The following is a 25,876-nucleotide window of genomic DNA, read 5'->3' on the forward strand; positions in this document are numbered from 1 at the left end:
CTACTTATTCTTTAATAGTAACAAGTACTCCTGGCTGAATGCGTTTTACTAGAAGTTCAATGTGCTCATTAAGCAATCGAACACATCCTTCTGTTGTTTTTTTACCTATAGAATCTGGAGCGTGAGTGCCATGTATGCCAATTCCAGACCATCCTGTTTTTAGGCGAATAAACCATGGGCCGTACGCACCTTTAATCGGGCCTTTGCCATCTTTGAAATCATGAACCCAATGGCGAGAGTCATGAATGCTCTCTACTACAAAATGTCCTGTAGGAGTACGCATGTCTCCGCCTTTTTTTTTATTACCTGAATATAACCCGACGGCGATGGGGAAAGAAAAAACAGCTGTTCTCCCCTCATAAAAAGAAAGTAAAAACTTACTTTTTTCAATAACTATCTGAGGGGAAGGCTCCACATGAGAAGCAAAAGCTTCCCGCATCTCAAAAAAGCTGCAAATGACACCTAGCATAAGTATTAGCAATAATTGGCACAAATAACGAGCAGCCTCCAATTCTCTTTCAAGAAACATATGCATATTGTTCACCACCTTGCAAAAATTTTAACACCTTAAGAACCAACATAAATTAACTTGTTTGTTTTATCTAAATTGTATATATTTAGATAACGATAAATATTTGAGGGGGTTTCTATGAATAATGCCGTAAAAATAAAACAAGCAAATACACATACCTACTATAAAGGGGCATTTGCAGCTCTTTTATCTGCATTTTTATTCGGTTTTATTCCTATTCTGGCAGTTTTTGCCTACAAAAATGGTATCAGCGTAATGACATTCCATTTTATGAGATTCACAATTGCTTCTATAGCTCTTTTCAGCCTTATTATTTTTCGAATGGGATACGAAGTAATACGAATAGGAAAGAAAAATCTTTTACAACTATTTATACTTGGAGGAGTATTTTTCACACTTACCAGTTTCAGTTACTTCTCAAGTTTTCAGTATATTCCCGCATCAATGGCGCCGCTTATCTTTTATACATATCCAGCCATAGTAGCAATAACTTCTTCATATGTTAATAAAGAACCTCTTACAATAATGCTTTTGCTCTCTATCGCTTTATCTTTTTTGGGATTGATCTTTCTTTCAGGGAAAGCTGTCGCTACTATAAATATGAAAGGTGTTTTCTTAGCGGGTCTCGCTGCTATTTCTTATACTTCGTATATACTCTATGGAAATTCCATCATGAAAAAAACGCCATATCAAATTGTGGTTGCCTACGTCTGTTTCTTTTCTGCATTATCCTTTTTCACAATTGGGACGATAACTCGTAATTTACTCTTCCCTCGATCAACATCGACATGGTTTCTATTTTGCATCATTTCTTTTGTTTCTCTCTTGGGATTCCTCTCATTTTTCTTAGGTGTAAAATTGACAAATCCAGCGAAAGCTGCCGTACTAAGTATGGCTGAACCATTGGTAACGGTAATTCTCTCTCTTTTATTTTTCAAAGAATACCTTGCTATTCCTCAATATATAGGAGGCACATTTATTCTCTTTGGATCTTTATTAGCATTATTAAGTAGAAAGCAATAATTTACATCTTCTACTAGATTGCTACTTCTAATTTATACGATTTAGAATGGATTGTAATGATATCTTCAATAATTGCGCTAAAAACTCCTTATCTGCATCAAGGATTTTATCCGAATTTTCCAAAAACTCCCTGAGGACTAAAACTACATCTGGATCTTGTGCTGCAAGCATTTTTATAAGATTCTCTAAATCAATGGCACTCTGTTTTTGCCTTTTTAAAAAATCAATATCTCCTTCTATGTGGGCCATATAGAGACCGTAATATTTATATAACGATATTTTTTCACTTAAAGAAACCTGTGCTTCGTTATGCTCTATATATTCCATTTTTTCTTTAGAAAGACCTAAATAATGCGCTACTTCGTCTAATCTAAGCCCTAAATGCTGTCTGAGAGAACGTAAAACTTCGCAAGATCTTGGTGAAAAATTCGAACTTTCTTCGCTTCCTAAAAGGTAGGATGCTGTCGTTCCTAAAGCTCTTGCCAAGGCAAGAAGCATTTCAGCATTTGGACAACGCTCTTCTCTCTCCCAACGTGAAATGGTCAGTTTTGTAACACCTATTTGTTCTGCTAATTCTTGTTGTGTCATTCTTTCTCTTTGACGAAGCTCTTTTAGTCTAAAACCAATCATTTCATTCTCCTCTTCGACCAAAGCTTTCATACTCTGTTCATAATCTACTGTATCCATCGAGATAGATAACTCAATACTCTCTTTTGTTACTATGAGTTATCTCTTATGATATTTTTTTAAGCATATAAATTTAACCTCTTGTATTTATCCGTATTGTTGTTTAATATTAATAAAATCGGATAATTAAATAAAAACACACATATAAAGGGGCATTTTACTCTAAAAGATACAAGTTGATCTCTATAAATAATCAATAATGATTAGGGGAAAAGTCAAAAACCTGCTTATTATCAAGGTCTTTAAGATAGGATATTAGGTCTTAAGACACATAAAAGCACATCACTTTTACATTTTTATTCAGGGAATTCAATACTAAAAGTAAAAAATGTAAAATTAGCAAAGAGGGAAGATACATGCCGAATGAATCAATCCTCCAAGAAACACTGGAAAGAATAATGTCGCAAAATGAATCTGTCGTCTTCACCCTATTAAGTCTTGACATGTTTCGAACCTTAAACGAAGGATGGGGATACTTTACTGGTGGTAAAGTTTATAAAGAAGCTTCTTGGGCAATACAAAGCTTTCTTACGGAAAAAGACACTTTTTTTACGATTGACCATAATAAATTTGCAATTATTACTCCAACGTCTTTAAAAACAAGACAATATCATAAACTTCTTAAGGATATGAAAAACTTCTTTACCCATCCCATTACTATTGATCACGAAATATTTGAAGTAACCGCTAGCATTGGCATTAGCTCGTATCCTAAAGATGGGATTAAAGCGTCAGATATAATTGAAAGTGCAAATATAGCTCTACAGTGGGCCCGAATTTCTGAGAGTCACGTTAATGCTGCTTTTTACACGGGCACTGTAAGAGATCACCAGAAAAATTACACTAAACTAAAACGAGACCTTCATTATGCAGCAGATAGAGGAGAACTTTTTTTGGAATATCAGCCACAAGTTGATATGAAAAACAACAATATTGTGGGAGTTGAAGCTCTTCTCAGGTGGAAAAGAGAAGATGGGAAAATTATTGCTCCTATGTTGTTTATTCCCTTAGCTGAAAGCTCTGGCAATATTACAAATTTAGGAGACTGGGTTATAAAAGAAGTTTGTCTACAAGCTACAAAGTGGAGAAACAAAGGAATAAATCTTCGACTCTCTATAAATATTTCTCCTGTTCAAATATACAGCGATTACTACTTTTTTACTAAGTTGCAACGTGAACTTTCAAACGCATCAATACCAACATCCATAGTAGACCTTGAAGTTACTGAAAAAATCTTACAAGATCATTGTGGCTTTTTAGAGAAATTTATAAAGCAAGCTCAATTTATGGGAATGAGGGTCTATTTGGATGATTTTGGTAAAGGCAGATCTTCTATTGATTTTTTAAGAAAATTTCATTTTGACGGAATCAAAATTGATCGCTCAATTATTACGGATATCGCTGACTCTTCAAGAAACAAAAAATTCGCAAATTCCCTTATCCAACTTGCCGGAAGTATAGCAAACTATATTGTAATAGAGGGGGTCGAATCCAACGCCCAACTAGAAGCTCTTCATATAGACGAAGGGAAAACCATTATTCAAGGTTTCTTGTTTAGTAAGCCTTTAAGACCAGAATATATTCCAAGTTTCATTTCTCAGTATAAAAAGCAGCCCTCTTTCGAGGGCTGTCAAAAGCTATCAAATTTAACGATATGACCCAAAAGAAGAAGGGCCCGTATAACAAAAACGTTCATTAAGCAAAAATCGGACTCTATCAGTACAAAGATCCCATGCTTCCGGCTCTTTGTTCAAAAGAGTAACCATTTCATTAAGGAGTCCATCAATCACAGCGTTTGAAACGTTGGGATCTTTTCCTGTCTCTTCAATTTTATCTACAATCTCTTGTGCTTTGCTCATCGTGACTAACCTCCTTTCAAGAAAACATAGAGAGGATTATATCACCTGAGCAAAATAATAAAAACCTAATCGAATAAATTATATAGCGAAATCAAATGTCTCTCCTACTCCTTCTTTTTCCGCCTTCTGCAAGACAACAGAAGCTACAGCAACATCCATAGCCCCCGTTCCTATAGGAACACAAAGAATACGCGAAGATGATGAGGTAGAAATATGTCTCGCTCCTACCGCCAATTCACCTAACGTTGCAGTAATATTTTCTTGAGAGACTTTACCTGCTTCAGCTAAATCTTTTAATGCGCCACGGTGAAAACATTGCGCCACATGATCTACAACGATAAAATCAGCAGCCAGAAGAGCTTCATCATCACACTCTTTATAGGATCCCATGGGGAAAAGCACCGTTCCGGGTTCAAACCATGATTTTTTAAAGAAACCATCTTTTGCATGAGTCACCGTTATGACAGCATTACCCTGCGCAGCTTCTTGGGGCTGAGTACAAATTGTAATTTTCCCAGCCACCTTATTAGCCATCTCTTTTGCAAATAATTTAGCCGCTTCAGGCATAACATCATATATCTTCAATTCGTCTATATTAAAAACTTCTGAAATAGCAGCTATTTGAGTACGCCCTTGGACACCTGCTCCAAAAAGCCCTACTGTCAAAGAGCGTTGTCCAGGATAAAGATATTTCAAAGCAACAGCTGTCTGGGCTCCAGTTCTCATGTTCGTAATTAATGTACCATCAAGAACTCCAGTAAAGACACCATTTCTGGGGTTAACTAAAACTATAATGGCACTTACATAAGGTAACCCCTGCTTGGGGTTATCCATCCAACCACCTGCCCATTTAATGCCAGCCGTATCCACCCATCCCACATATGCAGGCATAGAGTTAATATCTGCATGATAAGGGGGATATGGGGAACTTTCTCCTAAATCCAATGTTCCTTTTGTTGGATTGATAACTGTTCCCTCTCCCATTCCTTTGTATGTTTTGTCAATTATTTCTACCACATCGTGCATTGTAATCATTTTTTCAATCTGGGACTGACACAACAACCGAGCCATTTTATCCACTTCTCCTTAGTCCATTTGGTATTTTTTCTTAAGCTCCAAAAGCTTTCCACTTTTTTTCATTTCATCCATAGCTTCATTAATAGCTTCCTTAAGATGTACATCTCCTTTGGGAATAGCCAAAGCTATGCCTTCTCCCTGTTTATGGATAAAGTTACGGAAGGCAATTTTCAACTTTCCACCAAACACTTCATTATTTCGAAGATATGCATTGGCAACGGTAAGATTTACAACGCAAAAATCAGCACGCTCTAATAAGACTTCTCTCAAGGCATCATCATTTTTTTGAAAACGTTTTATTTCTTTGGGAAGTTTCGTATTTGTAATAAATGTATCTTGGGCAGTTCCTATCTGAACTGTAGCTACTTTACCGGTAAAGTCCTCTATCTTTGATATGGATGCATCATCGGCCTTTGTAACGAAAGCATTTTCTATTTCATAATAAACATCTGAAAAATCAACTTTTTTTCTGCGTTCTTCCGTGTTTGTCATTCCAGCAGCTATCATATCTATTTTACCTGTAAGTAAGGCAGGAATAAGACCGTCAAAAGCCATATCTACAAGTTCAACTTTTTTCCCTAAATGAGCTCCAAGAGCCTTAACAACGTCAATGTCATAGCCTGTAATTTCATTTTTTTCATTTCTGTACTCAAAGGGAGGATATGTTGCTTCTGTTCCCACACGAATTACATCGCTATCCATAACAGATTGCGCTGCTATGGAAGGAGCCGCAACCATCAAAGATATGGCGACACTTAAAATAAAAATTTTAGATATTTTCAACATTTGTAGCACCTCCATATATGGTAGTATATTTTTTGTAAAAAACTAAAGAGGAGTTTATTATAACTTGGTTTTATTTTATAGTCTATAATTGTAATTTAGTTTATTCTACAGTTTTAGAATGGAGGTCGTAACCGTGACTAAAATAACTGTACTTGGAGCCGGAAATGGAGGACAAGCTCTCGCAGGAGATCTCGCCTCTCAAAATTTTGAAGTAACGCTTTTTGAACATCCTCAACTAGAAGATAAAATAACCGATTTAAAAAAAGAAAAAACAATTACGTTAACAGGAATAATGGATAAAAAAGGCCATCTGGCGAAAGTAACCACATGTGCTGAAGAAGCAATACGAGGAGCTCAGATTATATATTTTTTAGCTCCGAGTTTCGCTCAAAAACCTATTTTGGAGTCAATAGCCCCTTATATAGAAGACAACCAAAAACTCGTGCTCATGCCAGGAAATTTCGGTTCACTTGTTTTTAAAAATTACCTTAAAAAAATCGGAAACATCGCTACCATAGAGATGGCAGAAGCTGATACTATGCCTTACGCATGTCGATTAGAGGCAGCTGGAAGAGTCAATATATGGGGAATTAAACAACATCTTTCTTTAGCTGCGTTACCTGGTCACTACACTGAAACTTTTATATCCCAAATACAACATGCTTTCCCTATTCGATTAAAAGCTGCTCCTAACGTTATAGCTATCGGCTTGTATAACACAAACATGATTCTCCACTGCCCTACTATGATTATGAATGCAGGAAGAATAGAATCTGAAAATGGAAATTTCAGATTCTATGGTGATGGAATGACAGAAGCTGTATGCAGCGTCATGGAAGCTATGGATAAAGAGCGGATACTTATTGGGAACGTACTGGGAATCAAACTTCTATCCACTATGGATGATATGAAAAAGTTATATAATCTAGAAGGAAAGACATTAAGAGAGACTATTTTGAATAATGTAGTTTACTGCGGACATGGAACAGATGCCCCTACGTCTATGACATATCGGTATCTCTCTGAAGACGTGCCATATCTTCTCGTTCCTGTTGCATCTCTGGCTCAAAAGTTGGGAATCTCTACACCTACAATTAATAGTATTATTCATTTGGCAAGCATTGTTAATGGGCAAAATTATTTTGAAACAGGAATAGGTTTAAAAGAACTTGGCCTTGAAAAGGCATCTGTAGAAGAAATACGAGCATTATAAAAAGACTCCGGTGCTGAACAGAACAGCACCGGAGTCTTTTTATGTTTTGTTGATATATGTAAAAAACTTAAGAGTATCGAGATCTTTCTTTTTCTCTTTCAATTATGATACGGGCCATTACCTCATCTGTATCAATCATTCCCTCTTGAGCTATTCTCCCAACTGCTTGTATGGTTTCATCTGCAGAATCACCAACAAGGCCATCACCTGGGCGAATTGAAACGCCTTCTTTTGCCATAAACGCTGATTCGATAGCAACTCCTGCAGCATGAGCCAATTTCAAAGCACATCCATATTTTGCACCATCACAAAGGATGCCACCGATACTTCCTACAACACTATTAATCGCCCTTTCTGCCTCTTCATAGTCCCCGTCAAGGAGAAGAGTCATCCCTGATGTCGTTCCTAAACTTGATGCTATGGAACAAGCACATATAGCAGATAAACGACCGATATGACTTTTAACATAAATAACCATTAAGAAACTCAATGCCAGAGCTCGCAGCAATTTTTCCTCTGGAATATTCTTTCTCCTTGCAAAAACAATAAGAGGAAGCGAAGAAGAAATTCCTACATTTCCACTGGTAGCACAACTCATAGCAGGAAGATTCAATCCTGCCATTCGCGCATCTGAAGCAGCAGCTGTTACAGCTTTGATTTCAAAAAGGATATTATCTTCTCCAAATGACTTGAAAGTCTGCCCAAAATTTGAGCCAATATTTCCATCAAATCCCGCTTTAGCTAAAGCACTATTAAGCGAAATAGCTTCTTTAAGAAAAACAAGCTCGTCTGCGGAAACATCTTTAGCAAAATTGAAAAAATCTTTAACCGTATACTGTCTTATCGTATCTTTCTTGTAATCTATCTGGTTAGAAATATCTTTTTCGGAATCAAGTAATACTTTGTTATTAACTTCTTTAAAGACAATATTTGTGTGCGTTTTTCGAACTATAACATGACCTACGCCATTCTCTGTTTCAACAAAAGCTTCATTATAAAGACCAACGCCTTTAAGATCCCACTTTATATCAACTTGAACAAAGGGAAGAAAATCTCGCGCTTTTTTCTCATCACTTGGTGTAATATCTTTCAAAACTTCAAGTCCATACGAAGATTTTCCTGCCAAAGCCCCTAAAGCAGCAGCTATTTCAAGACCAAAAAGAGACGTCCCTGGAATGCCAACTGCGATAGAATTTTTATAACCGTCCTTATCCATAATGATTCGAACACGACGCGGTGTTCCTCCAACAACATCTTTTGCTGCTGCAGCCGCGAAGGAAACCGAAGTGGGTCCAGTGCATCCCAAAGCTGGTGATATTTCTTGATGTAAGATAGATAGAAGTTCTTTATCCATGTGCTTTGCCCTCTCATTTCTACTAGGATCTTAATTCTTATAACTCGTTTCATCGGAACGTGGAGAGAAAAACATATCTCCCCACGCCTTCTTACTTAAACTGATGCTATTTCTCCTCTATGTACTTTAAACACCCATCTATAAGCTCTGCTCCAATATCTTCTTTGAGTTGTGGCCAAATTTTACTTCTGCTATTTTCAGCAAAAGCCCCCAGTTCTTCGGAAGAAAACTTTACTATTTCTACGCCCCTTTCAGCAAGCATGTTCATATAGTTTCCCTCTTCTTTTTCCGCTTCCATAAATCTCTTATTGTGCAGTTCTTTTGCATACTTCATAATCAAGTTTTTGTCATCTTCTGAAAGCGATTCCCACAGATCTTTGTTCATAATGAGGAACCAGTTTTCAAAGTGATCATTAACAGCATAATAGTACTTAATAATATCTCTAAAATTAGAATAATAGCCTTCTGCACCAGCGCCTATAGCCCCATCTACAATCCCAGTCTGCATGGAAGTGAATAAATCAGCCCAGGGAATAGGAGTTCCTTGGTATCCCCATTCGCGCGTCAGGAGTGTAAATACACGAATAGAAGGAACTCTGATCTTTGTCATTTTATTTGCCCCAATTGTTGCAGGATCTTGAGCAGCTTTTACAGTAGCTATACCCCCAAAATAGACAGGCCAATTAACAAGACCGACAACATCCTCTTTGAGGAGCATATCCTGAATAGATTTAATGACAGGGCTATCTGCTCCAAAAACGACCTTCGCCTCTTCCCAGTCTTTCGCCAAATACGGCATGTATTGAATCTGGAGCTTAGGATTTCTTGATGTGCTTAGACTTTGACACGCCATCTCTATAGCACCAACACTGACTCTTTCCTGAACTACTGTATAATCTCCAAGTTGGTTTGCAGGGTAAACATCAATTGTTATTCTGCCATCAGAAGCTTCGTAAATCTGATCTGCAAACCAATGAAGATCCTTGTCAATAGTTGCACCTTCTGGGCGCATATGAGAAATTTTCCAATGGTATTTTTTTTCTCTTGCTAACGCTGGATTAGAAAAAGCAACTACTGTCAAAGCAATTACGACTAAAATTCCTAAAGTAGTACAAAATCCTTTTTTCATAAAAAAACCTCCTCTTCATTTTTTGTATATCTCTATGTATGTAGCCAGGGGAATTAATGTATATACCCAGCTAACTTAGGCAAGAAAAGAGAAAGATCTGGCCAAAATGTCGTAAGAAAGACAACAGGAAGATATCCCAAGCAAAGGAAAGTCATTGCAGGTTTCAGGATGTCAAGAAACTCAACTTTACCAATGCGCATTCCCAGATATAAAAGACTTGCATACGGAGGAGTTACACCCCCCATAGCCAAATTAACTCCCATAATGGCAGCAAACTGTATCGGGGAAATTCCTAACTCTATAACGAGAGGTAAAAGCATAGGAGCAGCAAGCACCATTCCTGTTACGTCGTTTACAATCATGCCAATGAGAAAAAGTAACAAATTAATGAGAATAAGAAGCACAACTCTATTTTCAGTTAAACCAAACATTATTTTTATAATCGCTTGTGGAACCCGCAAGAAGATGAACGTTTGACTTAACATCAGACAAAAAACAATCATAGACATAATGGCCCCTACGGAAGTAGCAGAATCAACAATAGACTCTTTCAATTTGTTTTTAGTCAATCCCTTATAGACACCAAACCCCACGGGAAGAGAGTAGATTACTGAGACAGCAGCAGCTTCTGTTGGAGTAAAGACACCACCATAAATTCCACCGAGTATAATGACAGGCATCATTAATGCAGGAAGAGCTTTCCAAGTCTTTCTAAGTGCAACTTTTCGTCTCTGACCTTTAGGGAGCTTCTTAACTAATGTTAGGTTGGGCAAGCGATGTGCATAAACCAAGTTAAGAATAGAAAACAGACACATTATCAATAGTCCTGGACCTATCGTAGCTAAAAAACAGGCTAAAATGGACGTTTCTGTAACCCAGCCATAAATTATCATTATGACACTGGGAGGAATAAGAAGCCCCAGAATAGATGAAACTGTAATTAATGCAGTTGCATATCCTCTAGGATATCCTTCTTCGACCATCCGAGGGATAAGAATGGGACCAGTTGCGGCTACACCAGTAAAACCACTTCCAGATATGGCGCCTATAATCGCACATGTTATGACAGCAACTACTCCCAAAGCACCTTTAACTCTTCCTACAAAAACATTCACAAAGTCTAAAAGGCTTCTTGCTATTCCACTTTCACTCATTAAGTTACCTGCAAGAATAAACAGAGGAATACAAAGTAAAACGGGGTTTGCCAACTGATTGAACCCCCACATCATCATACCTTTCATGGTAACTCCGCCTAAAGCAGTCATGGTCAGCAGGCTTCCACCAAAACAGTAAGGAAGAGGAACACCTAAAACAAGCAAAACAACGAGAACAATCATTGCTAAAAGAACAACGTCTAGCATGATGAAACAGCCTCCTCTTCTCTATTGAAACGAAATTGCTTTATGTTTTTAAGTAATTCGACAAACGTATAAACAGACATGAGAACAAGTCCTACCAAAAAGGCACTTTCAGCAAAAAACATGGGGATATATAAAGAGGCACTTAACTTCCATGCTTTGAAAGAATACAGAAAATAATCCCACGCCCAATATGTCAGCCATAAAACAACGGCTAAAGACAAAATCGACATTATTGTTCTTTCCAGATACAACGAACTCTTTTTCTTAATAAAGACTTCTAACACTTTGGCCGTAATGTGACTTTCGTCTCTTGAAGCGTTAACAGCCCCCAAAAAGTAAAGCCAAATGGTTGGAAAAACGAGAATTTCTTCAGTTCCCATTAAAGGGGCACAAAAAACATAACGAAGTAAAACTTGGACAACGATGAGAACAGCTGTTGCCAAAAAAAGAAGATACAAAGACATTTTCAATATTTTTTCAATGTAAAAATCCATGAAAGAAAAAATACTATTTATCTTCAAAAGTACCACCTCCACCTAAGTCTATATGTCCTACTTATAGACTTAAAGAGGTTATTTGTCAATAAAAAAAGTTAATTCAATAAACGTATAATGTATAAAATATAAAGAGCTGGGCTCCTGTTCAGAAGTCCAGCTCTTTATATTTATATTAAATTCTTCTACTCAAACTATACTTTAATAGCTTTCTAGGCATCCTCCATACTAGATAGTAGTTCTTCGTAACTTTCACGCAATCCCAGTTTATTTTCTTCGTCCATTCCTAAGATAACAATTCCATTTAAAACATCTCTGAACATAGCATCACTAGCTTTACGCGGATTTTTCTCGATAATATATTTCAAGATTAGCTCGTGATTTTTCATCATTTGCGCCCATTGTTCAATAGGAATTCTTAAATACTTTTGCCGTTGAGTATCAATTTCTCCACTAATGGAATTTAACAAGCGAACTAAAAGTTCATTACGAGCTATCCTCAATACTGTCGAGTGAAATTTTGTTGGGGTATCGAGATCTCGCACCAACAAATCTTTTTCATCTTTCAAGAGAGCATTTTCCTTGTCTACAATCTGTTTAAGCTCTTCAATATCGTCAGGCGTTGCCTTTTGTGCTGCCAAGAAAGCCGTCTGGGCTTCTAATAACAATCGTACTTCTAACAAGTCCATCAAAGAAGAATCATCATTAAACTGGCGTAAAAGTTCCGTATTTTCTATACGACGAATTGCATTAGCACACACAAACGTTCCTTGTCCTGACACTGCTTCAATAACCCCAAACCACGTTAAAGTTTTAAGGGCTTCACGAACACAATTTCGGCTGACGTTTAACTGTTTTGCCAAATCAACTTCACGCGGCAACTTTTCTCCAGGTAAATAGTCCCCCCGCTTAATTGTTTCTATAAGTTGTTTCAAAACACTCTCGAATAACTTCAGTTTCTGAACAGGCTCAACCATTTTTACCTCCCGATCTAAAGACATAAAACATGTTCACTTTATTTCTAATTATTTAAACAAGTAACTTCACAATAATAAATTAATCACATTCATTTACAAAATGCAATTTTAAACAGGATACTTATTGTAAAAATTTGTCGTTTTTACGTTGCTGAAGTCTCCTCTGGAGCTATTAACTTTTTTTAAAGGATTTAAGAAGTGCTATAAAACGATGTCCAAAAAAGACGAAAAGAATTAATATTATAAGGGAAAAACAGATGGGATCAGCTATAAATGGAAGTAAGCTTCCATGGCTTTTAAGCAAACCGACACGAAGATTGTCTTCAATCATTGGTCCTAAAATTATACCTAAAATCATAGGTGCAAGAGGAATATCCATGTATTCAAAGAAAAAGCCAGTAACACCAAAAATAACCATAATGTAAATATCAAAAAAACTATTTCGTATAGCATAAGATCCTATGACAGAGAAAATTAAAACTATGACCATAACAATATTTCTCGGGAGCCTCAATATAGCACCATACACCTTTATTCCAATAAGACCTACAGGAATGAGCAATAATTGCGAAATAAAAGCGATAGAAAAAATTCCATGCACAAGGTCTAAATTCTCCTGAAAAATAAGAGGACCAGGCCTCAGTCCATACATCAACATAGCTCCTAGAACAATCGCAGTAATAGAATCTCCTGGAACACCAAAGACTAACGCGGGAATCCACGTTCCACCAAGAGCCGCATTATTAGCACTCGTAGGAGCAATAATTCCACCAATCGCCCCTTTTCCAAACTTTTCCGGTTCCTTTGATGTTTTTTTCTCCATTCCATATGCAACCCACGCTGCTATATCAGCACCAGCACCAGGAAGAGCTCCTACAAATGTCCCAATTAAAGCCGATTTAAAAAGAACCATTTTATATTTCATCACTGTTTTCATTGTCTGTAAAAGTGATATTTTTTCTGGACGACCTATGCTGCTTTTTTTGAGAAGTTCAATATTAGTAACATTTTTCAGCACTTCCGAAAGTCCAAAAAGGCCGACCATAGCCGGAATAAAACTAATACCTCCCATGAGTTCCATACTGCCAAACGTAAAGCGGGGAAACCCTGTTGTAATATCGATACCTACGGTAGAAACAAGCAATCCCAATGCTGCAGAAATAACACCATTTACAGAATTACCAGTACTTAAAGCAGCACTCATGCTAAGGCCGAAAACTCCAAGCCAGAAATATTGAAAATGAGTAAATTTAAGAGCAAAACGAGCCAATGGAGGTGCCACTAGAATAAGAACCAAAACACCAATAGTGCCCCCCAAAGAAGAACAGACAAGATCTAAAGAAAGAGCTTCCATTCCCCTTCCCTGCTTGGAAAGTTCATATCCATCCAAAACAGCGGCACCTGATGCAGGAGTCCCTGGTATTCTCAAAAGAGTCGCAGGAATATCGCCGGTAAAAATAGCTGTGAAGGAAACTCCAATAATCATAGCTAATCCAGCCAAGGGAGGAAGGTAGTAACTTACAGGAACAATAAGAGCCACAGCCATGGTTGCAGTAAGACCCGGAGTTCCTCCAACCAAAACGCCAAAAGCCATAGAAAGAAGCCACGGAACCAAAATGCCAGGTTTAAAAACTGATAGTAACGTACTCATTATTCCCGCCTCCTACCAAGGCAACCCTAAAACTCCCATGGGCAATTGAATTCTAAAAACCTGACCGAAAATCAAAACTATAAAAATAGTCACAACTACAGAAACCGTAATTCCTGAAATCCAGCTCGCCTTCATTCTCACCATGAGCAAAATAGAAAAAAGCAATGTAGAAATAACGTATCCCAGCACTCCCATTAACAAGCCATAAACGATCAAGGCTGCAACTATAATAACAATGTTAAGACTGCCCCAGCTCCATTTGAAGGGAGTCTTGTTTGAATCTGTTATTCTCTTGGCTTCCCCAAATTGATACAAACCTCCCAAGAAGAGAATAACACCTAAAAGAGTAGGGAAAAATCCTGGTCCAGGAATCCTTTTTCCGCCTGAAACAGAAGAGGGGAAGGTGTAACTTATAGAAATAACTAAAATAGCCACTATAATTAACAAAATGCCAAAGCATATTTTTACTTTTCGCTGCATAAAAAAACCTCCCCCTCCTCAAATATTTAGGTGCTACTTGAGATAGCCTCCGAGTTCCATTACTCGTTTGAGGTCTGCGTCTTGCTGTTTAACAAATTCTGCAAAAGCCGCAGAATCTCTTACTTTTACTCCAAAGCCATTTTTCTCCATAAAGCTCTTATATTCTTCTGATTCAACAATTTTCTTAAGCGCCATATATAGATCATCAATAATTTCCTTGGGAGTTCCCTTCGGAACGGCAAATCCCCTCCACGTGCCTAAAGACCAATCCACACCCTGCTCTTTTAGTGTAGGAACATCAGGATAGTTAGCTGCTCTTTCATCATCCATAATAGCCAGAGGACGTACTTCCTTGGCTGCTATTTGAGAAGCTGCCTCTGGAAGGCTGCACGTCACCACATCAACATGGCCCCCTAAGAGTTCGATAATGGAAGGCGCCGCTCCTTTTGTAGGAATCCAATCTACGGATTTAACATCAAGACCTGCCTTATCAAGCATGCCTATACGAGCAAGATCCCAAACTCCGCCAGCTGCAGTTCCTGAGAATTTAAAGGTACCGGGCTTACTCTTTATATCGTTAAGAAGATCTTGTAGATTAGCCCAAGGGGCATCTGCCTTTACAGTAACACCCGCTGGATCTTGATTAAGCTGAATAACGTAGTCAAAATCTGCATAGTTCAACTCTGTTAGCCCCATCCAATGCATCGTCGCCAATTCAAGGGTCACCATAGTAATAGTGTACCCATCGGGCTTAGCATAGGCTCCAGCAGAGTGTCCTACAGCGCCATTCCCCCCTGTTTTGTTAACAACAGTAAAAGGTTTACCATATGCCAACTCCAGTTGAGAAGCCATAAATCGCGTTAATCGATCAGTACCGCCACCTGCTCCCCAAGGGCATACAACAGTGACACTACGTGTCGGATATGCTGCAAAAGCAACAGATGCTGTTAAAACAAGAACGATTGCCACTGAAAGAATGACACATAACTTTCTTCTCATAAGTAAACACATCCTTTCTATGTTTTACAAACCGTCCCTTCCTATTCAACTTCAACCATATTGTCTCAATATTCTGTTATGCGTAGCAAGAGTATTTCATTCTTATCTTACTGTCAATGAAAACTCTTTTGCATTATCTAAAAAGGCGCCATTATTTTTATCATTCTTTTTTCTTAAAATTTATTTATTAAATAGTATTTTTATTGTATTACAACTTTTAAAATGATACTATGCAGAAATAAAAGCAATTTAAACATTATTTTTTATTTTATTTATATTAAGCAGCTTTATTTCAAACAAAGGAGGGTAATTTAAATCTAATCAACAAATATATTTGGAGGTGTTTAGTATTGCTCATGGATATTGTGAAGTTTGCTAATGGAATCCTATGGGGGAAACTCATGACATGGCTCCTCTTGGGTACAGGTATTTTTTACAGCATCAGACTTGGCTTACCTCAATTTCGCCGCTTTGGACATACATTCAAAGTCCTTTTTGGAAGTCGTAAGTCTGAAACAGGGGGCATTACTTCCTTTCAGGCTTTATGTACGGGTTTAGCCGCACAAGTAGGAACAGGAAATATCGCTGGAGTAGCAACAGCTCTCGCATCTGGTGGACCTGGTGCCGTATTCTGGATGTGGGTTACTGCTCTTTTAGGAATGGCAACAATATTCGGAGAAGCCGTTCTTGCCCAGCTTTTCAGGGTAAAAAACGACGATGGAACATATCGTGGCGGCCCTGCTTACTATCTCGAAAAAGGCCTTGGACAACGATGGATGGGAATATTGTTTGCCATAAGTATTATTGTCGCCATGCCCTTTGTCTTTAATGCTGTACAATGCAACTCTATTGTCGCAGGAATACGAGGTGCATTTTTCCCAAACACCAACGGAGGCAATACAGAACTTTACCTTGGGATTATTGTTGCAGCTGTTACTGCTGCCGTTATTTTCGGTGGCCTAAAAAGGATAGCCCACGTAGCGGAAATTACTGTTCCCTTCATGGCCGCTATTTACATTATTATTGCCATTATCGTTGTTGTATTAAATATACATGAACTCCCCACGATCATAGCAGATATTTTCAAGAGTGCTTTTGGTGCCAAACAAGTAGCAGGAGGTGTTTTAGGACATACCGTTGCGAAAGCATTCCGATATGGAATGGCTCGAGGGCTATTTTCTAACGAAGCTGGTATGGGATCCACTCCTAACGCTCATGCAACAGCAGACGTCAAACATCCAGCCCGACAGGGATTTATAGCCATGTTCGGCGTCTTCACTGATACTATTATCATTTGTACGGTTACAGCCTCTTTAATTCTCATTTCTGGACAACTTGGCAGTGGGAAAACAGGAGTTGAATTAACTCAACTCTCTTTAAAAACAACATTGGGTACGTGGGGACCGACATTTATAGCTATAGCGTTAACTTTTTTCGCATGGACAACCATCCTCGGAAACTACTACTATGGAGAAAGCAACCTCATGTATCTTTTCCCTAATGCGCAAAAAAGCTCCATACTTTTAGTGTATAGAATCGCTGTATTAGGTATGATTATATTTGGAGCTGTTAGTTCCGTTCCTTTCGTATGGGAGCTTGCCGACTTCTTTAATGGGTTGATGGCCTTGTTAAACCTCATCGGTATACTTCTTTTGTCCGGTATTGTTGTTAAAGTTCTCAAAGATTACGAAAATCAGTTAAAGCTGCACCCTAATGTAGAACCAGTATATAGGAACCCCGAATCGAAGTAATCTTCCTCTGCTTTTTGCCCGCTACCCTTAGCGATAGCGTTTGGTTTGATAGGAGGGGAAATAAGAAATGAGAGAAAGATTAACCGAAATTATAGACAAATGCAGACCATTATACACACAAGGAAAAGTCGCTCGATATATTCCAGATCTGGCAAAGGCAGATCCAAAGATACTCGGCGCATCTGTTTCAAATCTCGAAGGGGATATATTTAGTGCAGGAGATAGAGACTTTCGTTTTTCCATGCAATCTGTCTCTAAACTTCTTTCTTTAGCCCTAGCATTAGAGCTTCTTGGAGAAGAAACTGTTTTTTCTCATGTAGGGATGAATCCCATCGCCGATTCTTTTAACTCTATAGTACGTCTTGAAATAGACTATCCACATATTCCTCATAACCCTTTAATCAATGCTGGAGCAATAGTAATCGTATCAATATTGCCCTATGAAAGTGCTAAGGAGTGTTTTGAAGCTATCCTTAATCTCTCTCGGGAAATGACAGGAAACTACAATTTAAAAATTAATGAGAAGACATTTCTGTCTGAAAAAGCGACAGGGGATCGTAACAGATCACTTGCCTTCTTTATGAAAAGTGTAGGAACATTAAAAGGCAATATAGAAGACATTCTAGATGTGTATTTTAGAGAATGCAGCATAGAAGCTACCACTGAAGATCTCGCGATAATGGGAGCTACAATTGCCTCTGGAGGAATTAACCCCAAAACTAAGAAACACGTTCTTTCTGATAAAACGTGTAAAATTTTGAGATCTCTTATGGCTACATGCGGTATGTACAATGCTTCTGGAGAGTTTGCCGTTCGCGTAGGAGTACCTGCTAAAAGCGGTGTAAGCGGAGTCATTCTTGCTACTGTACCTCATCGCGGAGGAATCGCAGTAGTAGGTCCCCCCCTTGACTCAAAAGGGAACTCTGTCACTGGCATACGTGTCTTAGAAGATATCGTAAACGAATTTAATTTACGCATTCTCTAAGACGACAAGAGAGGGCCCTTTTCATCGGGCCCTCTCTTTATCCTATTGTCGACCATAGCCTTTGAATTTAAGAACAATCTTCTCCATTTCTTCATCTGATAGAATCACAGGATTACCAATACATTTAGTTCTGTAATAGATTTCAGCTACCAACTCTATTTCTTCTGCCGTTCCAAAAGCCTGTGGTATGGAAGAACCAACAGCTAATAATCCATGATTTTCCATAAGAACGGCATTATAATGACCAATACTTTCAGCTACATTACGAGCCAATTCTGAAGTTCCATAGGTAGCATACGGTGCCAAGGGAACTTTGTTCCCTGAAAATCCTACTAGATAATGTACTGCTGGCAACTCCCAACGTAGACACGCTATAGTTGTCGCAAAAACAGAATGAGTATGGACTATAGCATTAATATCCTTTCTTTTTTTGTAAAGAGTCATATGCATTGCCGTCTCACTAGATGGTTTTCGAGTTCCTTCTATAATATTTTCGTCTATATCCATAATGAGGACGTCTTCTGCTTTCATTTCAAAATAATCAACACCAGTAGGTGTAATTGCAACCTCTCCCGTTTCTCTATTATAAAAACTCATATTCCCGCCAGTTCCTGTAGTTAACCTAGCCGTAACCATTTTTTGACAATATTCCACGATCATTTCTCGTTCTTTCTGAAGCCGCATTCTTTCGCCTCCCAATACTGTTTCACATTGAGCTTTTTATCATAGTACACTATAGAAAGTATTAGGGTAAAATAAAGAAAATTGTTTTATAAAAAAGGAGGTATAACGTATGGAGAAGGTAAAATGTGCCATCATTTATTACAGTATGACGGGAACAAACTATCAAATGGCTACCTGGGCAGCCGAAGCTGCAGAAATGGCAGGCGCCGATGTTCGCATACGCAAGGTACAAGAGCTTGCTCCTGAATCGGTAATCTCCGAAAATCACGCATGGAAAGCACATGTAGAGGTAACAAAAGACGTTAAAGTAGCCTCTTCAGAAGATGTAGACTGGGCTGATGTAATAATTTTCAGCACTCCTACTCGCTTTGGTAACGTTGCTGCACAGATGAAACAATTTATAGATCTCCAGGGAGAATTATGGGCTCAGGGAAAACTTGCAAACAAAGTTGTGAGTGCCATGTCTTCTGCTCAAAACCCACACGGAGGACAAGAAGCAACCATAAAAAATCTGTATATATCAATGATGCACTGGGGAGCTATAATCGTTCCACCTGGCTATACAGACAGCTCTATTTTCAAGGCTGGAGGAAACCCATATGGAACATCCGTTACTCAAAGCTCAAAATTAGGAATGGTTGAAGATGTTAAAGATGCCATCTTTCATCAGGCAAAAAGAACAGTAGAAGTTGCTATGTGGCTAAAGAAAGGACGTGAAATATGAAAAATATATTCTTTTATCATACCCCACTTGGAAAAATCGCAATCGCTGAAAACGAAGGCGCAATTACAAACCTTTATTTCGAAAAAGAAATTCCTGAAGGGGCACCTTTTCACGAAACAAAGTTACTTAAAAAAGCAGGAGAACAATTACACAACTATTTCTTAGGAAAACTCAAAGAATTTGATATTCCTCTTGCTCCGACTGGTACAGACTTTATGAAAAATGTATGGGAGAGCCTTTGCCACATACCTTATGGAGAAACACGTAGTTATCAACAAATTGCCGAAAGCATCGGAAATAAAAAAGCTTCACGAGCTGTAGGAATCGCTAATAATCGGAATCCTATTCCCATCTTTATTCCTTGCCATCGAGTTATCGGTGCAAACGGCAAGTTAGTTGGATACGGAGGCGGTCTGGAAATAAAATCGTTTCTTTTAGATCTAGAAAAAAAACATAAAAGCAATTAGCATTTATGCTTGTTTTCCTGCCTTAGAAAAAGAATATGAAATAACTTTTCTAGGGCAAATGTCTACGCATGCGCCGCAAGAAATACACTCATGGGAATACATGTTTTCTGAGCGAACCATGGCATTGACATCCAAGCTCATGGGACAACTTTTTGTGCATAATTTGCAATCAATACATTTAGACGAATCTGCCTCAAGATGTAAGTGAGGCATTTTTGTTTTTGTGGCTGCCCACTTTCCAGCAATCATAAAAGGGGCAAGTAAACAGCCATAATGACAAAAAGGTCTTCTCCCTATAAGAAGAGACAATATAACGATAGCCCCCATGGCAATATAAAACATTAGATATGATGTAGATGTTCTGAGAGAAAACCCTCCTTCTATACCATATAATGGTTTAATAGCCATTATTCCCCCGGCTTTTACAAATAAGAACATAAGAATAGCAAGCCAGATCATAGCTATGCCATATTTAATGAAATCATATTTGCCACCAACTACTCTACGATCGTTTGCAGGAAAAAGAACTTCTTGTACTGCCCCACCGGGACAAATCCATCCACAAAAAATCCGCCCTGCAAAAAAAGCAATAATAGCTGAAATAACCACAAAAAGAAGACTTGAGGTCACAATACCCCTCAATGCCCCCTGCAAAGTGAGTAGAGGTGAAAGGTAGAACATTGTTATAGGAAGAGAGAGAATAAAAATAACTAGCAAAGTCTTACGTATATTTTGACGTTTCATATAATCCCTCCTTACTTTAAACGACTATACCACAAATACCCACTTGGGTATATACAAGAACAATAGTAACACAAAAAACAAAAAATGTGCTACCATTACAAGGCAATAACTACCTCATCTTTGGAGGACCTCATGAATATATTTAAATCTCAAGAAAAAACTTCTGAAAAAATAGCATCATACTGGAGTTGGCGATCTAAGGTATACGACAACGCATGCTCAAAACATCATCAATGGCATGATATTTTTCTTACTCCTTTCAAAGGGAAGCAACCTCTTGATCTTCTTGATATGGGTTCTGGAACAGGATTTCTTGCTATCGGATTTGCCCAAAAAGGTCATAAAGTTATAGGCATAGATCTCTCTCCAGAGATGGTAAGCTTCGCAAAAAATGAAGCTAAAAAACAGAATCTCTCCGTTGAATTCTTTCTTGGGAATGCAGAGGAACCGCCTTATTTTCCCAATCTATTCGATGGAATAACCTGTCGAAATCTCTTATGGACCCTTCCAAATCCGTTGCAAGCTCTTACCTCCTGGAAAAAGCTCTTGAAGCCACATGGACAACTTGTTATAGCAGATGGTTTGTGGGAGCCCCGACTTTATCTTGCAAAGGAAGAGCCCGTCACTATGAAATTCAAAGAAGCTTATTCTGAAATAAGAGAGCAGCTTCCATTTTTTCTTGGTCTCTCTGTAGAAAATGGCATTTCCCTATTAAAGCAAGCTGGTTTTTCCCAAATCAAAAGATATGATCATCTTTTCTCTGAAAATCCTTATGAGTATAAAAACAAATTTTTTGTTTTATCAGCCAAAATATAGGGAGGGTAATATATATGAGAAGAAATATTTGCTTAATTTTTTGTTTTATCTTTATGTTGTTATTTTTTTCTGGATCTCCGGCTTCAAGCGCTCAAGGGCAACCACTTACTATTGTTTCTGCATGGGAAGCTTCTACAATAGATCCTGTTGTTTCAGGATTTGTTTTTACCCGTATGGGATGTCTTGAAACTCTTGTAACATCTGATAAAAAAGGTGGGATTGAACCTCGTCTTGCTACAACATGGAAAGTTTCTGAAGATGGGCTTATATGGGTTTTCGAACTTCGTAAAGGAGTTATTTTTCATGATGGAACTCCGCTTACAGGAGAAGTTGCTGCCGCTTCATTAAATCGGACTCTCGCCAAAGGCAGCCTCTTTAAAGGAACGCCTATTCAAAGTTTTTCAGGAGAAGGAATGAACGTTATAGTAACAACAGAACGTCCTTTTTCTGCTCTACCTGCGTACCTTGTTCATTATGCTTCAGCTATTTGCGCTCCTTCCTCTTTCGACAAAGAAGGTAAAGTTGTAAAAGTGGTAGGAACAGGATTTTATCGCTTGACATCTTTTCAGGAAGGGAAAGTTATTGACTTCGAAAGCTTTAATGATTATTGGGGAGACAACGCATCAATCTCTCATGCCCGATATTTCGCCGTTCCTAATCCTGAAACTCGAGTTCTCCTTGCGGAATCAGGAGAAGGAGATATTGTTGTAGACATTCCTGCTGATGCAGCTTTGCGGCTTCGAGAAAATAAAAATCTTACAGTTATAAGTGACCCCTTACCTCGCGTTCGTCTTCTCACAGTGAATGCTAAACTCCCCTTTTTCTCAAGTAGCCGTTTGCGCCATGCCCTTTCGTATCTCATCGATAGGGAAGGCATCGCAAAAGCACTATTAAAAAACAACAAATCAGGTGCAACTCAACTTTTTCCAACTGTTTCTGCTTGGCATAATCCCAAACTGACGCCCTTAAATTACGATCCTGAAAAAGGACGTAAGATACTTAAAGAAGAAGGCTGGCTTCCTGAAGGAAAACAAAAAATTCTAACTAAAAATGGACAACCGTTTGTTTTTGAAATATTAACGTATTCAAGCCGTCCAGACCTTCCTGTTATTGCAGAGGTCATTCAGCAAGCACTTCGGAATGAGGGAATTATTGTAAAAATCAGAGTTGAAAAATCGGGAATGGTTCCCGAAGGAAACAAAAACGGAACACTTGAATCTGCTTTCATTGCTAGAAATTTTGGTTTTGTTGCCGATCCTATAGGTACATTAACCTCAGACTTCGGCCCTGAGAAAGGGCGAGGTGGATGGGGAGCTATCAACTGGAATTCAACAACATTTGATGAAGCAGTTAAAACGTACATAGAAACATTCGAAACTGAAAGACAAGTTTCGTTACGGAAAACTATGACAAGCATTCTACAAGAAGAGCTCCCCGCTATTCCAATAGCGTGGTATGACAACCATGTTACGGTTAATCATAGGATTCAAGGAGTCTCTCTTGATCCTTCAGAAGTAAGGCCTTATCCAGAAGGGGTAGAATGGGCAAAATAATATTTTTCGCTCGGACATACTTTTTTCGTATGGTAATAGTTGCTCTGGGAGTGAGTACTCTGTGCTTTCTTGCAGTGGAATTCGCTCCCGGAGACCGAGCTCTTGATGTCGCTATGGCTCGTTATGGTCTAGACGGTGCAACAGCTTCTGCTGTTGAATATGTTCGTACTAGCGAAGGACTAGAGAAACATCCCTTTATTCGCTACAAGGCCTGGCTTTTTTCAGTCATTCAGGGGAGATGGGGGCATTCTCTTGTAGGAGGCGAAGAAATTTTCCCTATGCTGTTACGCTCTTTCAAACGTACAACCCTTTTAGCAGGATTTTCGTTACTCTTGTCTTTCTTATTTGCCTTTCCTCTCGGAATCTATTGTGGACGTCACCCTGGCCATTACGTTGATATCCTCTCTTCTTTGGCATCGAGTGTTCTTGTTTCCTTCCCTTCTTTTGTCAGAGGAGCCTTTCTTATACTCTTGTTGGCTGTCAATTTTCACTTTTTTCCTGTCGCCGGTTTTTCTTCTTTTTCCCACATGGTATTGCCTGCTATTACACTTGCCATCGGCCTTGCAGCAACTTCATCACGAGTCATAGCGTCATCCATTCAGCAAGCCTGCCAAACTGAGCATTATAAATTCGCACAACACAAAGGACTTTGTGGAAAGAACCTCTTCTTCCCTCATGGTCTTCTCAATGCTTCTGTTCCCATCGTAACTTACGTAGGATTACAAGCGGCAGGTCTTCTTGACGGCGTTGTGGTTATTGAAACGCTTTTTGCCTGGCCTGGTTTAGGAAGTTTACTTTTAGACGCTCTCCGTTCTGGAGATATTCTTGTTATTCAAGGTGCTGGATTATTGTTAGGCTGGATTTATGTTACGGTAAACACATTAACAGATTGGTTATCAGAGGGGTTCATTCTATGACAAGAAAACAAAAAGGAGCGATCCTGATTCTCATTGTCCTAATTTTGGGTTTAGTGTTTCTCTTTTTAAGAAATTCGAATCCTTTTGCTCAAAATCTTTTACATACGTTGGAATCTTCGTCTAAATCTCATATTTTAGGAACGGATCATTTGGGAAGAGACCTTGGTGCTCGCATCGCAAAAGGGGCTTTCAATTCTATTCTTTTGTCTGCTATATGTGTCTTGGGGTCTTTATTTATAGGGCTATCTCTCGGTTCTCTCGCAGCATACAAAAAATCAAATATTGAAAAGGGGCTTTTAATATTTACAGACATTGTTATGGCTTTCCCTGGAATTGTCTTGGCAATTGTATTAAGCGCTCTTACTCAAGGAGGACCTTGCGCAGTTGTCATTGCTCTTATCTTTACAGGATGGCCTCAATATTTTCGAATGGTACGCAACCTACTTAAGGGAATTTTAGGAAGCCCTTACGTTGAAGCCGCTCAAATAGCAGGGTTTCCAACCCCTATTCTTTTAGGGAAATACGTATTTCCAAAACTTGTTCCTACCATTGGTGTAATGGCTGCTCTTGCATGGGGAAAGACTATTCTAGAAATATCTTCTTTAGGTTTTTTAGGAATTGGGATGGCACCACCAGAACCAGAATTAGGAGCCATGATATCTGAAGGAATGTCGTACATGAGAACAGCTCCACAAGTTGTTTTTTTACCAGGAACAGTCATTTTTCTTTTTGTCTTTGCCTTTCTTCTTCTTGGGGACGGGAAAAATCGTAATTGTACAGGAGGATATCACATATGATCTCTTCTCTTTCTGTACAGCATCTTTTTATTCTTGATGAGAAAAAGAAACCTCTCGTACAAAATGTCTCTTTTTCCATTTCCTCAAAAAGTGTCTTTTTTCTGATAGGCGAAACAGGGAGCGGAAAAAGTCTCATCGCCCAAACTATTGCAGGAACACTTCCTAAAAGGCTCACCGCCAAGGGCAAAATTTTTTTTGAAAAGCAGAATCTTCTCCTGCTAAAAGACAGTGAAAGGCAAAAGCTCTGGGGAAAATCTCTCTTTCTTATGCCACAAGAACCTTTTTCTGCTCTTAACCCCTTACTCTCTGTTTTCCACCAAGTACGAGAGATATTTGAATATACGAAAGGAATGAAAAGGAATCAAGCAAATGAATCAACAAAAGACATTCTTTCAATATTAGGCATTCCTTATCAAGTTTCTAAAGAAAAACCTCATAAGCTTTCGGGAGGAATGGCCCAAAGAGTGCTCTTGGCAATGGCACTCGCATCTCCAGCAAAATTTATTCTATTGGATGAACCCACCAAAGGTCTAGATTCGTCACGAAAAAAAGATGCCATCCTTCTCATAAAAGAAATTTTAAATAACGGGAAAACGCTTCTTTGCATTACCCACGACCTTTCTCTCCCTCTTGCGATAGAAGGGAATATAGGCATCCTTTTTAGAGGAATACTTGTGGAAGAGGGAAAATCAAAAGATATCTTGGGGTCTCCTACCCATCCATACACGCAAGGTCTGCTAGATGCCCTTCCCGAACGTGGGCTACATCCTATTCCAGAAGAATTACTGGAAAAGCTTGAAAGGACGTGGCTTTAAT

At 38.5% G+C, this 25,876-nt stretch carries 27 protein-coding genes; 12 read left to right on the forward strand and 15 right to left on the reverse strand.

The annotated features are described in order from the left end of the window. Window positions 1-4: 4 nt before the first annotated feature. Entirely contained in the window at window positions 5-535 is a 531-nt protein-coding gene (locus tag RBH88_RS08020) for a L,D-transpeptidase (protein ID WP_307879523.1), read from the reverse strand. A 114-nt stretch (window positions 536-649) separates the two neighbouring features. On the opposite strand from RBH88_RS08020, the gene RBH88_RS08025 reads away from it, so the two are divergent. Then, window positions 650-1,555, forward strand: coding sequence for a DMT family transporter (locus tag RBH88_RS08025; protein WP_213691236.1), 906 nt, complete (start codon window positions 650-652; stop codon window positions 1,553-1,555). Window positions 1,556-1,582: 27 nt separating this feature from the next. On the opposite strand, the gene RBH88_RS08030 is transcribed toward RBH88_RS08025, so the two are convergent. Then, window positions 1,583-2,242, reverse strand: coding sequence for a helix-turn-helix transcriptional regulator (locus RBH88_RS08030; protein WP_213691235.1), 660 nt, complete (start codon window positions 2,240-2,242; stop codon window positions 1,583-1,585). A gap of 356 nt (window positions 2,243-2,598) precedes the next feature. On the opposite strand from RBH88_RS08030, the gene RBH88_RS08035 reads away from it, so the two are divergent. After that, entirely contained in the window at window positions 2,599-3,900 is a 1,302-nt protein-coding gene (locus tag RBH88_RS08035; RefSeq protein ID WP_213695568.1) for a GGDEF domain-containing phosphodiesterase, read from the forward strand. On the opposite strand, the gene RBH88_RS08040 is transcribed toward RBH88_RS08035, so the two are convergent. The 3 genes from RBH88_RS08040 to RBH88_RS08050 all read right to left on the reverse strand — a co-directional run bounded on the left by RBH88_RS08040 (window position 3,889) and on the right by RBH88_RS08050 (window position 5,964). Further along, window positions 3,889-4,101: a hypothetical protein gene (locus tag RBH88_RS08040; RefSeq protein WP_213691233.1), complete on the reverse strand. Its 213-nt coding sequence runs from the start codon at window positions 4,099-4,101 to the stop codon at window positions 3,889-3,891. The genes RBH88_RS08035 and RBH88_RS08040 overlap by 12 nt on opposite strands. A gap of 78 nt (window positions 4,102-4,179) precedes the next feature. Then, on the reverse strand, window positions 4,180-5,172 hold the full coding sequence (locus RBH88_RS08045; RefSeq protein WP_213691232.1) for an ornithine cyclodeaminase family protein: 993 nt from the start codon (window positions 5,170-5,172) through the stop codon (window positions 4,180-4,182). 15 nt (window positions 5,173-5,187) lie between these two features. Continuing rightward, entirely contained in the window at window positions 5,188-5,964 is a 777-nt protein-coding gene (locus RBH88_RS08050) for a transporter substrate-binding domain-containing protein (RefSeq protein ID WP_213691231.1), read from the reverse strand. A 133-nt stretch (window positions 5,965-6,097) separates the two neighbouring features. On the opposite strand from RBH88_RS08050, the gene RBH88_RS08055 reads away from it, so the two are divergent. Next, window positions 6,098-7,177 (forward strand): NAD/NADP-dependent octopine/nopaline dehydrogenase family protein, encoded by a 1,080-nt coding sequence (locus RBH88_RS08055; protein WP_213691230.1) that lies wholly within the window; start codon window positions 6,098-6,100, stop codon window positions 7,175-7,177. Window positions 7,178-7,244: 67 nt separating this feature from the next. Here the strand turns inward: RBH88_RS08055 and RBH88_RS08060 are convergent, their stop codons facing one another. From RBH88_RS08060 to RBH88_RS08095, 8 genes are all read right to left on the reverse strand, one after another. Next, complete coding sequence (locus tag RBH88_RS08060) at window positions 7,245-8,531, reverse strand: serine dehydratase subunit alpha family protein (RefSeq protein WP_213691229.1); 1,287 nt, start codon at window positions 8,529-8,531, stop codon at window positions 7,245-7,247. Window positions 8,532-8,637: 106 nt separating this feature from the next. Further along, the gene (gene dctP, locus RBH88_RS08065) at window positions 8,638-9,660 is read right to left on the reverse strand and encodes a TRAP transporter substrate-binding protein DctP (RefSeq protein ID WP_213691228.1); all 1,023 of its coding nucleotides are present in this window, start codon (window positions 9,658-9,660) and stop codon (window positions 8,638-8,640) included. A gap of 53 nt (window positions 9,661-9,713) precedes the next feature. Beyond that, window positions 9,714-11,021, reverse strand: a complete 1,308-nt coding sequence (locus tag RBH88_RS08070; RefSeq protein ID WP_213695566.1) for a TRAP transporter large permease — start codon at window positions 11,019-11,021, stop codon at window positions 9,714-9,716. Next, window positions 11,015-11,542, reverse strand: coding sequence for a TRAP transporter small permease (locus tag RBH88_RS08075; RefSeq protein ID WP_307879524.1), 528 nt, complete (start codon window positions 11,540-11,542; stop codon window positions 11,015-11,017). The genes RBH88_RS08070 and RBH88_RS08075 overlap by 7 nt, the downstream gene beginning before the upstream one ends. A gap of 185 nt (window positions 11,543-11,727) precedes the next feature. After that, window positions 11,728-12,492, reverse strand: coding sequence for a FadR/GntR family transcriptional regulator (locus RBH88_RS08080; RefSeq protein ID WP_213699836.1), 765 nt, complete (start codon window positions 12,490-12,492; stop codon window positions 11,728-11,730). 172 nt (window positions 12,493-12,664) lie between these two features. Then, a complete protein-coding gene (locus RBH88_RS08085) occupies window positions 12,665-14,143 on the reverse strand; it encodes a tripartite tricarboxylate transporter permease (protein ID WP_213701337.1) in 1,479 nt (492 codons plus the stop codon). A 12-nt stretch (window positions 14,144-14,155) separates the two neighbouring features. Next, complete coding sequence (locus RBH88_RS08090; protein ID WP_213691224.1) at window positions 14,156-14,623, reverse strand: tripartite tricarboxylate transporter TctB family protein; 468 nt, start codon at window positions 14,621-14,623, stop codon at window positions 14,156-14,158. A gap of 33 nt (window positions 14,624-14,656) precedes the next feature. Then, window positions 14,657-15,622: a tripartite tricarboxylate transporter substrate binding protein gene (locus RBH88_RS08095; protein ID WP_213691223.1), complete on the reverse strand. Its 966-nt coding sequence runs from the start codon at window positions 15,620-15,622 to the stop codon at window positions 14,657-14,659. Between the two features lie 356 nt (window positions 15,623-15,978). Here RBH88_RS08095 and RBH88_RS08100 point away from each other — a divergent pair, with 356 nt between their 5' ends. After that, window positions 15,979-17,373, forward strand: coding sequence for a sodium:alanine symporter family protein (locus RBH88_RS08100; protein ID WP_213695572.1), 1,395 nt, complete (start codon window positions 15,979-15,981; stop codon window positions 17,371-17,373). A 67-nt stretch (window positions 17,374-17,440) separates the two neighbouring features. Next, window positions 17,441-18,358, forward strand: a complete 918-nt coding sequence (gene glsA, locus RBH88_RS08105) for a glutaminase A (protein WP_307879525.1) — start codon at window positions 17,441-17,443, stop codon at window positions 18,356-18,358. A gap of 42 nt (window positions 18,359-18,400) precedes the next feature. Here glsA and RBH88_RS08110 read toward each other — a convergent pair whose 3' ends face one another. Continuing rightward, complete coding sequence (locus RBH88_RS08110) at window positions 18,401-19,042, reverse strand: L-fuculose-phosphate aldolase (protein WP_213691221.1); 642 nt, start codon at window positions 19,040-19,042, stop codon at window positions 18,401-18,403. A 109-nt stretch (window positions 19,043-19,151) separates the two neighbouring features. On the opposite strand from RBH88_RS08110, the gene wrbA reads away from it, so the two are divergent. Together wrbA and RBH88_RS08120 are read left to right on the forward strand one after the other, a co-directional pair. Further along, the gene (gene wrbA, locus RBH88_RS08115; RefSeq protein ID WP_213691220.1) at window positions 19,152-19,766 is read left to right on the forward strand and encodes an NAD(P)H:quinone oxidoreductase; all 615 of its coding nucleotides are present in this window, start codon (window positions 19,152-19,154) and stop codon (window positions 19,764-19,766) included. Beyond that, on the forward strand, window positions 19,763-20,233 hold the full coding sequence (locus RBH88_RS08120; protein WP_307879526.1) for a methylated-DNA--[protein]-cysteine S-methyltransferase: 471 nt from the start codon (window positions 19,763-19,765) through the stop codon (window positions 20,231-20,233). Before wrbA ends, RBH88_RS08120 begins: the two co-directional genes overlap by 4 nt. A gap of 3 nt (window positions 20,234-20,236) precedes the next feature. Here RBH88_RS08120 and RBH88_RS08125 read toward each other — a convergent pair whose 3' ends face one another. Then, window positions 20,237-20,977, reverse strand: coding sequence for a 4Fe-4S binding protein (locus tag RBH88_RS08125; protein ID WP_213691218.1), 741 nt, complete (start codon window positions 20,975-20,977; stop codon window positions 20,237-20,239). A gap of 132 nt (window positions 20,978-21,109) precedes the next feature. Here RBH88_RS08125 and RBH88_RS08130 point away from each other — a divergent pair, with 132 nt between their 5' ends. Genes RBH88_RS08130 through RBH88_RS08150 form a run of 5 tightly spaced genes read left to right on the forward strand, consistent with a single transcriptional unit; the run spans window position 21,110 to window position 25,875 of the window. Beyond that, window positions 21,110-21,793: a class I SAM-dependent methyltransferase gene (locus tag RBH88_RS08130; protein WP_213695563.1), complete on the forward strand. Its 684-nt coding sequence runs from the start codon at window positions 21,110-21,112 to the stop codon at window positions 21,791-21,793. A gap of 14 nt (window positions 21,794-21,807) precedes the next feature. Beyond that, on the forward strand, window positions 21,808-23,346 hold the full coding sequence (locus tag RBH88_RS08135; RefSeq protein WP_213691216.1) for an ABC transporter substrate-binding protein: 1,539 nt from the start codon (window positions 21,808-21,810) through the stop codon (window positions 23,344-23,346). Further along, a complete protein-coding gene (locus RBH88_RS08140; RefSeq protein WP_213691215.1) occupies window positions 23,334-24,263 on the forward strand; it encodes an ABC transporter permease in 930 nt (309 codons plus the stop codon). The genes RBH88_RS08135 and RBH88_RS08140 overlap by 13 nt, the downstream gene beginning before the upstream one ends. Next, complete coding sequence (locus RBH88_RS08145) at window positions 24,260-25,060, forward strand: ABC transporter permease (RefSeq protein ID WP_213695562.1); 801 nt, start codon at window positions 24,260-24,262, stop codon at window positions 25,058-25,060. Before RBH88_RS08140 ends, RBH88_RS08145 begins: the two co-directional genes overlap by 4 nt. Next, window positions 25,057-25,875 carry an ATP-binding cassette domain-containing protein gene (locus RBH88_RS08150; RefSeq protein WP_213699832.1) on the forward strand — a complete coding sequence of 273 codons (819 nt, stop codon included), beginning with the start codon at window positions 25,057-25,059 and terminating at the stop codon, window positions 25,873-25,875. The genes RBH88_RS08145 and RBH88_RS08150 overlap by 4 nt, the downstream gene beginning before the upstream one ends. Window position 25,876: the final 1 nt, after the last annotated feature.

It is taken from the genome of Aminobacterium sp. MB27-C1, from assembly GCF_030908405.1.
Lineage (GTDB): Bacteria > Synergistota > Synergistia > Synergistales > Aminobacteriaceae > Aminobacterium.

Excerpts from the sequence above, each read along its gene's own strand:
- RBH88_RS08020 (WP_307879523.1), bottom strand. The coding sequence starts at position 535 with ATGCATATGTTTCTTGAAAGAGAATTGGAGGCTGCTCGTTATTTGTGC.
- RBH88_RS08025 (WP_213691236.1), top strand. The coding sequence starts at position 650 with ATGAATAATGCCGTAAAAATAAAACAAGCAAATACACATACCTACTAT.
- RBH88_RS08030 (WP_213691235.1), bottom strand. The coding sequence starts at position 2,242 with ATGGATACAGTAGATTATGAACAGAGTATGAAAGCTTTGGTCGAAGAG.
- RBH88_RS08035 (WP_213695568.1), top strand. The coding sequence starts at position 2,599 with ATGCCGAATGAATCAATCCTCCAAGAAACACTGGAAAGAATAATGTCG.
- RBH88_RS08040 (WP_213691233.1), bottom strand. The coding sequence starts at position 4,101 with ATGAGCAAAGCACAAGAGATTGTAGATAAAATTGAAGAGACAGGAAAA.
- RBH88_RS08045 (WP_213691232.1), bottom strand. The coding sequence starts at position 5,172 with ATGGCTCGGTTGTTGTGTCAGTCCCAGATTGAAAAAATGATTACAATG.
- RBH88_RS08050 (WP_213691231.1), bottom strand. The coding sequence starts at position 5,964 with ATGTTGAAAATATCTAAAATTTTTATTTTAAGTGTCGCCATATCTTTG.
- RBH88_RS08060 (WP_213691229.1), bottom strand. The coding sequence starts at position 8,531 with ATGGATAAAGAACTTCTATCTATCTTACATCAAGAAATATCACCAGCT.
- dctP (WP_213691228.1), bottom strand. The coding sequence starts at position 9,660 with ATGAAAAAAGGATTTTGTACTACTTTAGGAATTTTAGTCGTAATTGCT.
- RBH88_RS08070 (WP_213695566.1), bottom strand. The coding sequence starts at position 11,021 with ATGCTAGACGTTGTTCTTTTAGCAATGATTGTTCTCGTTGTTTTGCTT.
- RBH88_RS08080 (WP_213699836.1), bottom strand. The coding sequence starts at position 12,492 with ATGGTTGAGCCTGTTCAGAAACTGAAGTTATTCGAGAGTGTTTTGAAA.
- RBH88_RS08085 (WP_213701337.1), bottom strand. The coding sequence starts at position 14,143 with ATGAGTACGTTACTATCAGTTTTTAAACCTGGCATTTTGGTTCCGTGG.
- RBH88_RS08090 (WP_213691224.1), bottom strand. The coding sequence starts at position 14,623 with ATGCAGCGAAAAGTAAAAATATGCTTTGGCATTTTGTTAATTATAGTG.
- RBH88_RS08095 (WP_213691223.1), bottom strand. The coding sequence starts at position 15,622 with ATGAGAAGAAAGTTATGTGTCATTCTTTCAGTGGCAATCGTTCTTGTT.
- RBH88_RS08100 (WP_213695572.1), top strand. The coding sequence starts at position 15,979 with ATGGATATTGTGAAGTTTGCTAATGGAATCCTATGGGGGAAACTCATG.
- glsA (WP_307879525.1), top strand. The coding sequence starts at position 17,441 with ATGAGAGAAAGATTAACCGAAATTATAGACAAATGCAGACCATTATAC.
- RBH88_RS08110 (WP_213691221.1), bottom strand. The coding sequence starts at position 19,042 with ATGCGGCTTCAGAAAGAACGAGAAATGATCGTGGAATATTGTCAAAAA.
- wrbA (WP_213691220.1), top strand. The coding sequence starts at position 19,152 with ATGGAGAAGGTAAAATGTGCCATCATTTATTACAGTATGACGGGAACA.
- RBH88_RS08120 (WP_307879526.1), top strand. The coding sequence starts at position 19,763 with ATGAAAAATATATTCTTTTATCATACCCCACTTGGAAAAATCGCAATC.
- RBH88_RS08125 (WP_213691218.1), bottom strand. The coding sequence starts at position 20,977 with ATGAAACGTCAAAATATACGTAAGACTTTGCTAGTTATTTTTATTCTC.
- RBH88_RS08130 (WP_213695563.1), top strand. The coding sequence starts at position 21,110 with ATGAATATATTTAAATCTCAAGAAAAAACTTCTGAAAAAATAGCATCA.
- RBH88_RS08135 (WP_213691216.1), top strand. The coding sequence starts at position 21,808 with ATGAGAAGAAATATTTGCTTAATTTTTTGTTTTATCTTTATGTTGTTA.
- RBH88_RS08140 (WP_213691215.1), top strand. The coding sequence starts at position 23,334 with ATGGGCAAAATAATATTTTTCGCTCGGACATACTTTTTTCGTATGGTA.
- RBH88_RS08145 (WP_213695562.1), top strand. The coding sequence starts at position 24,260 with ATGACAAGAAAACAAAAAGGAGCGATCCTGATTCTCATTGTCCTAATT.
- RBH88_RS08150 (WP_213699832.1), top strand. The coding sequence starts at position 25,057 with ATGATCTCTTCTCTTTCTGTACAGCATCTTTTTATTCTTGATGAGAAA.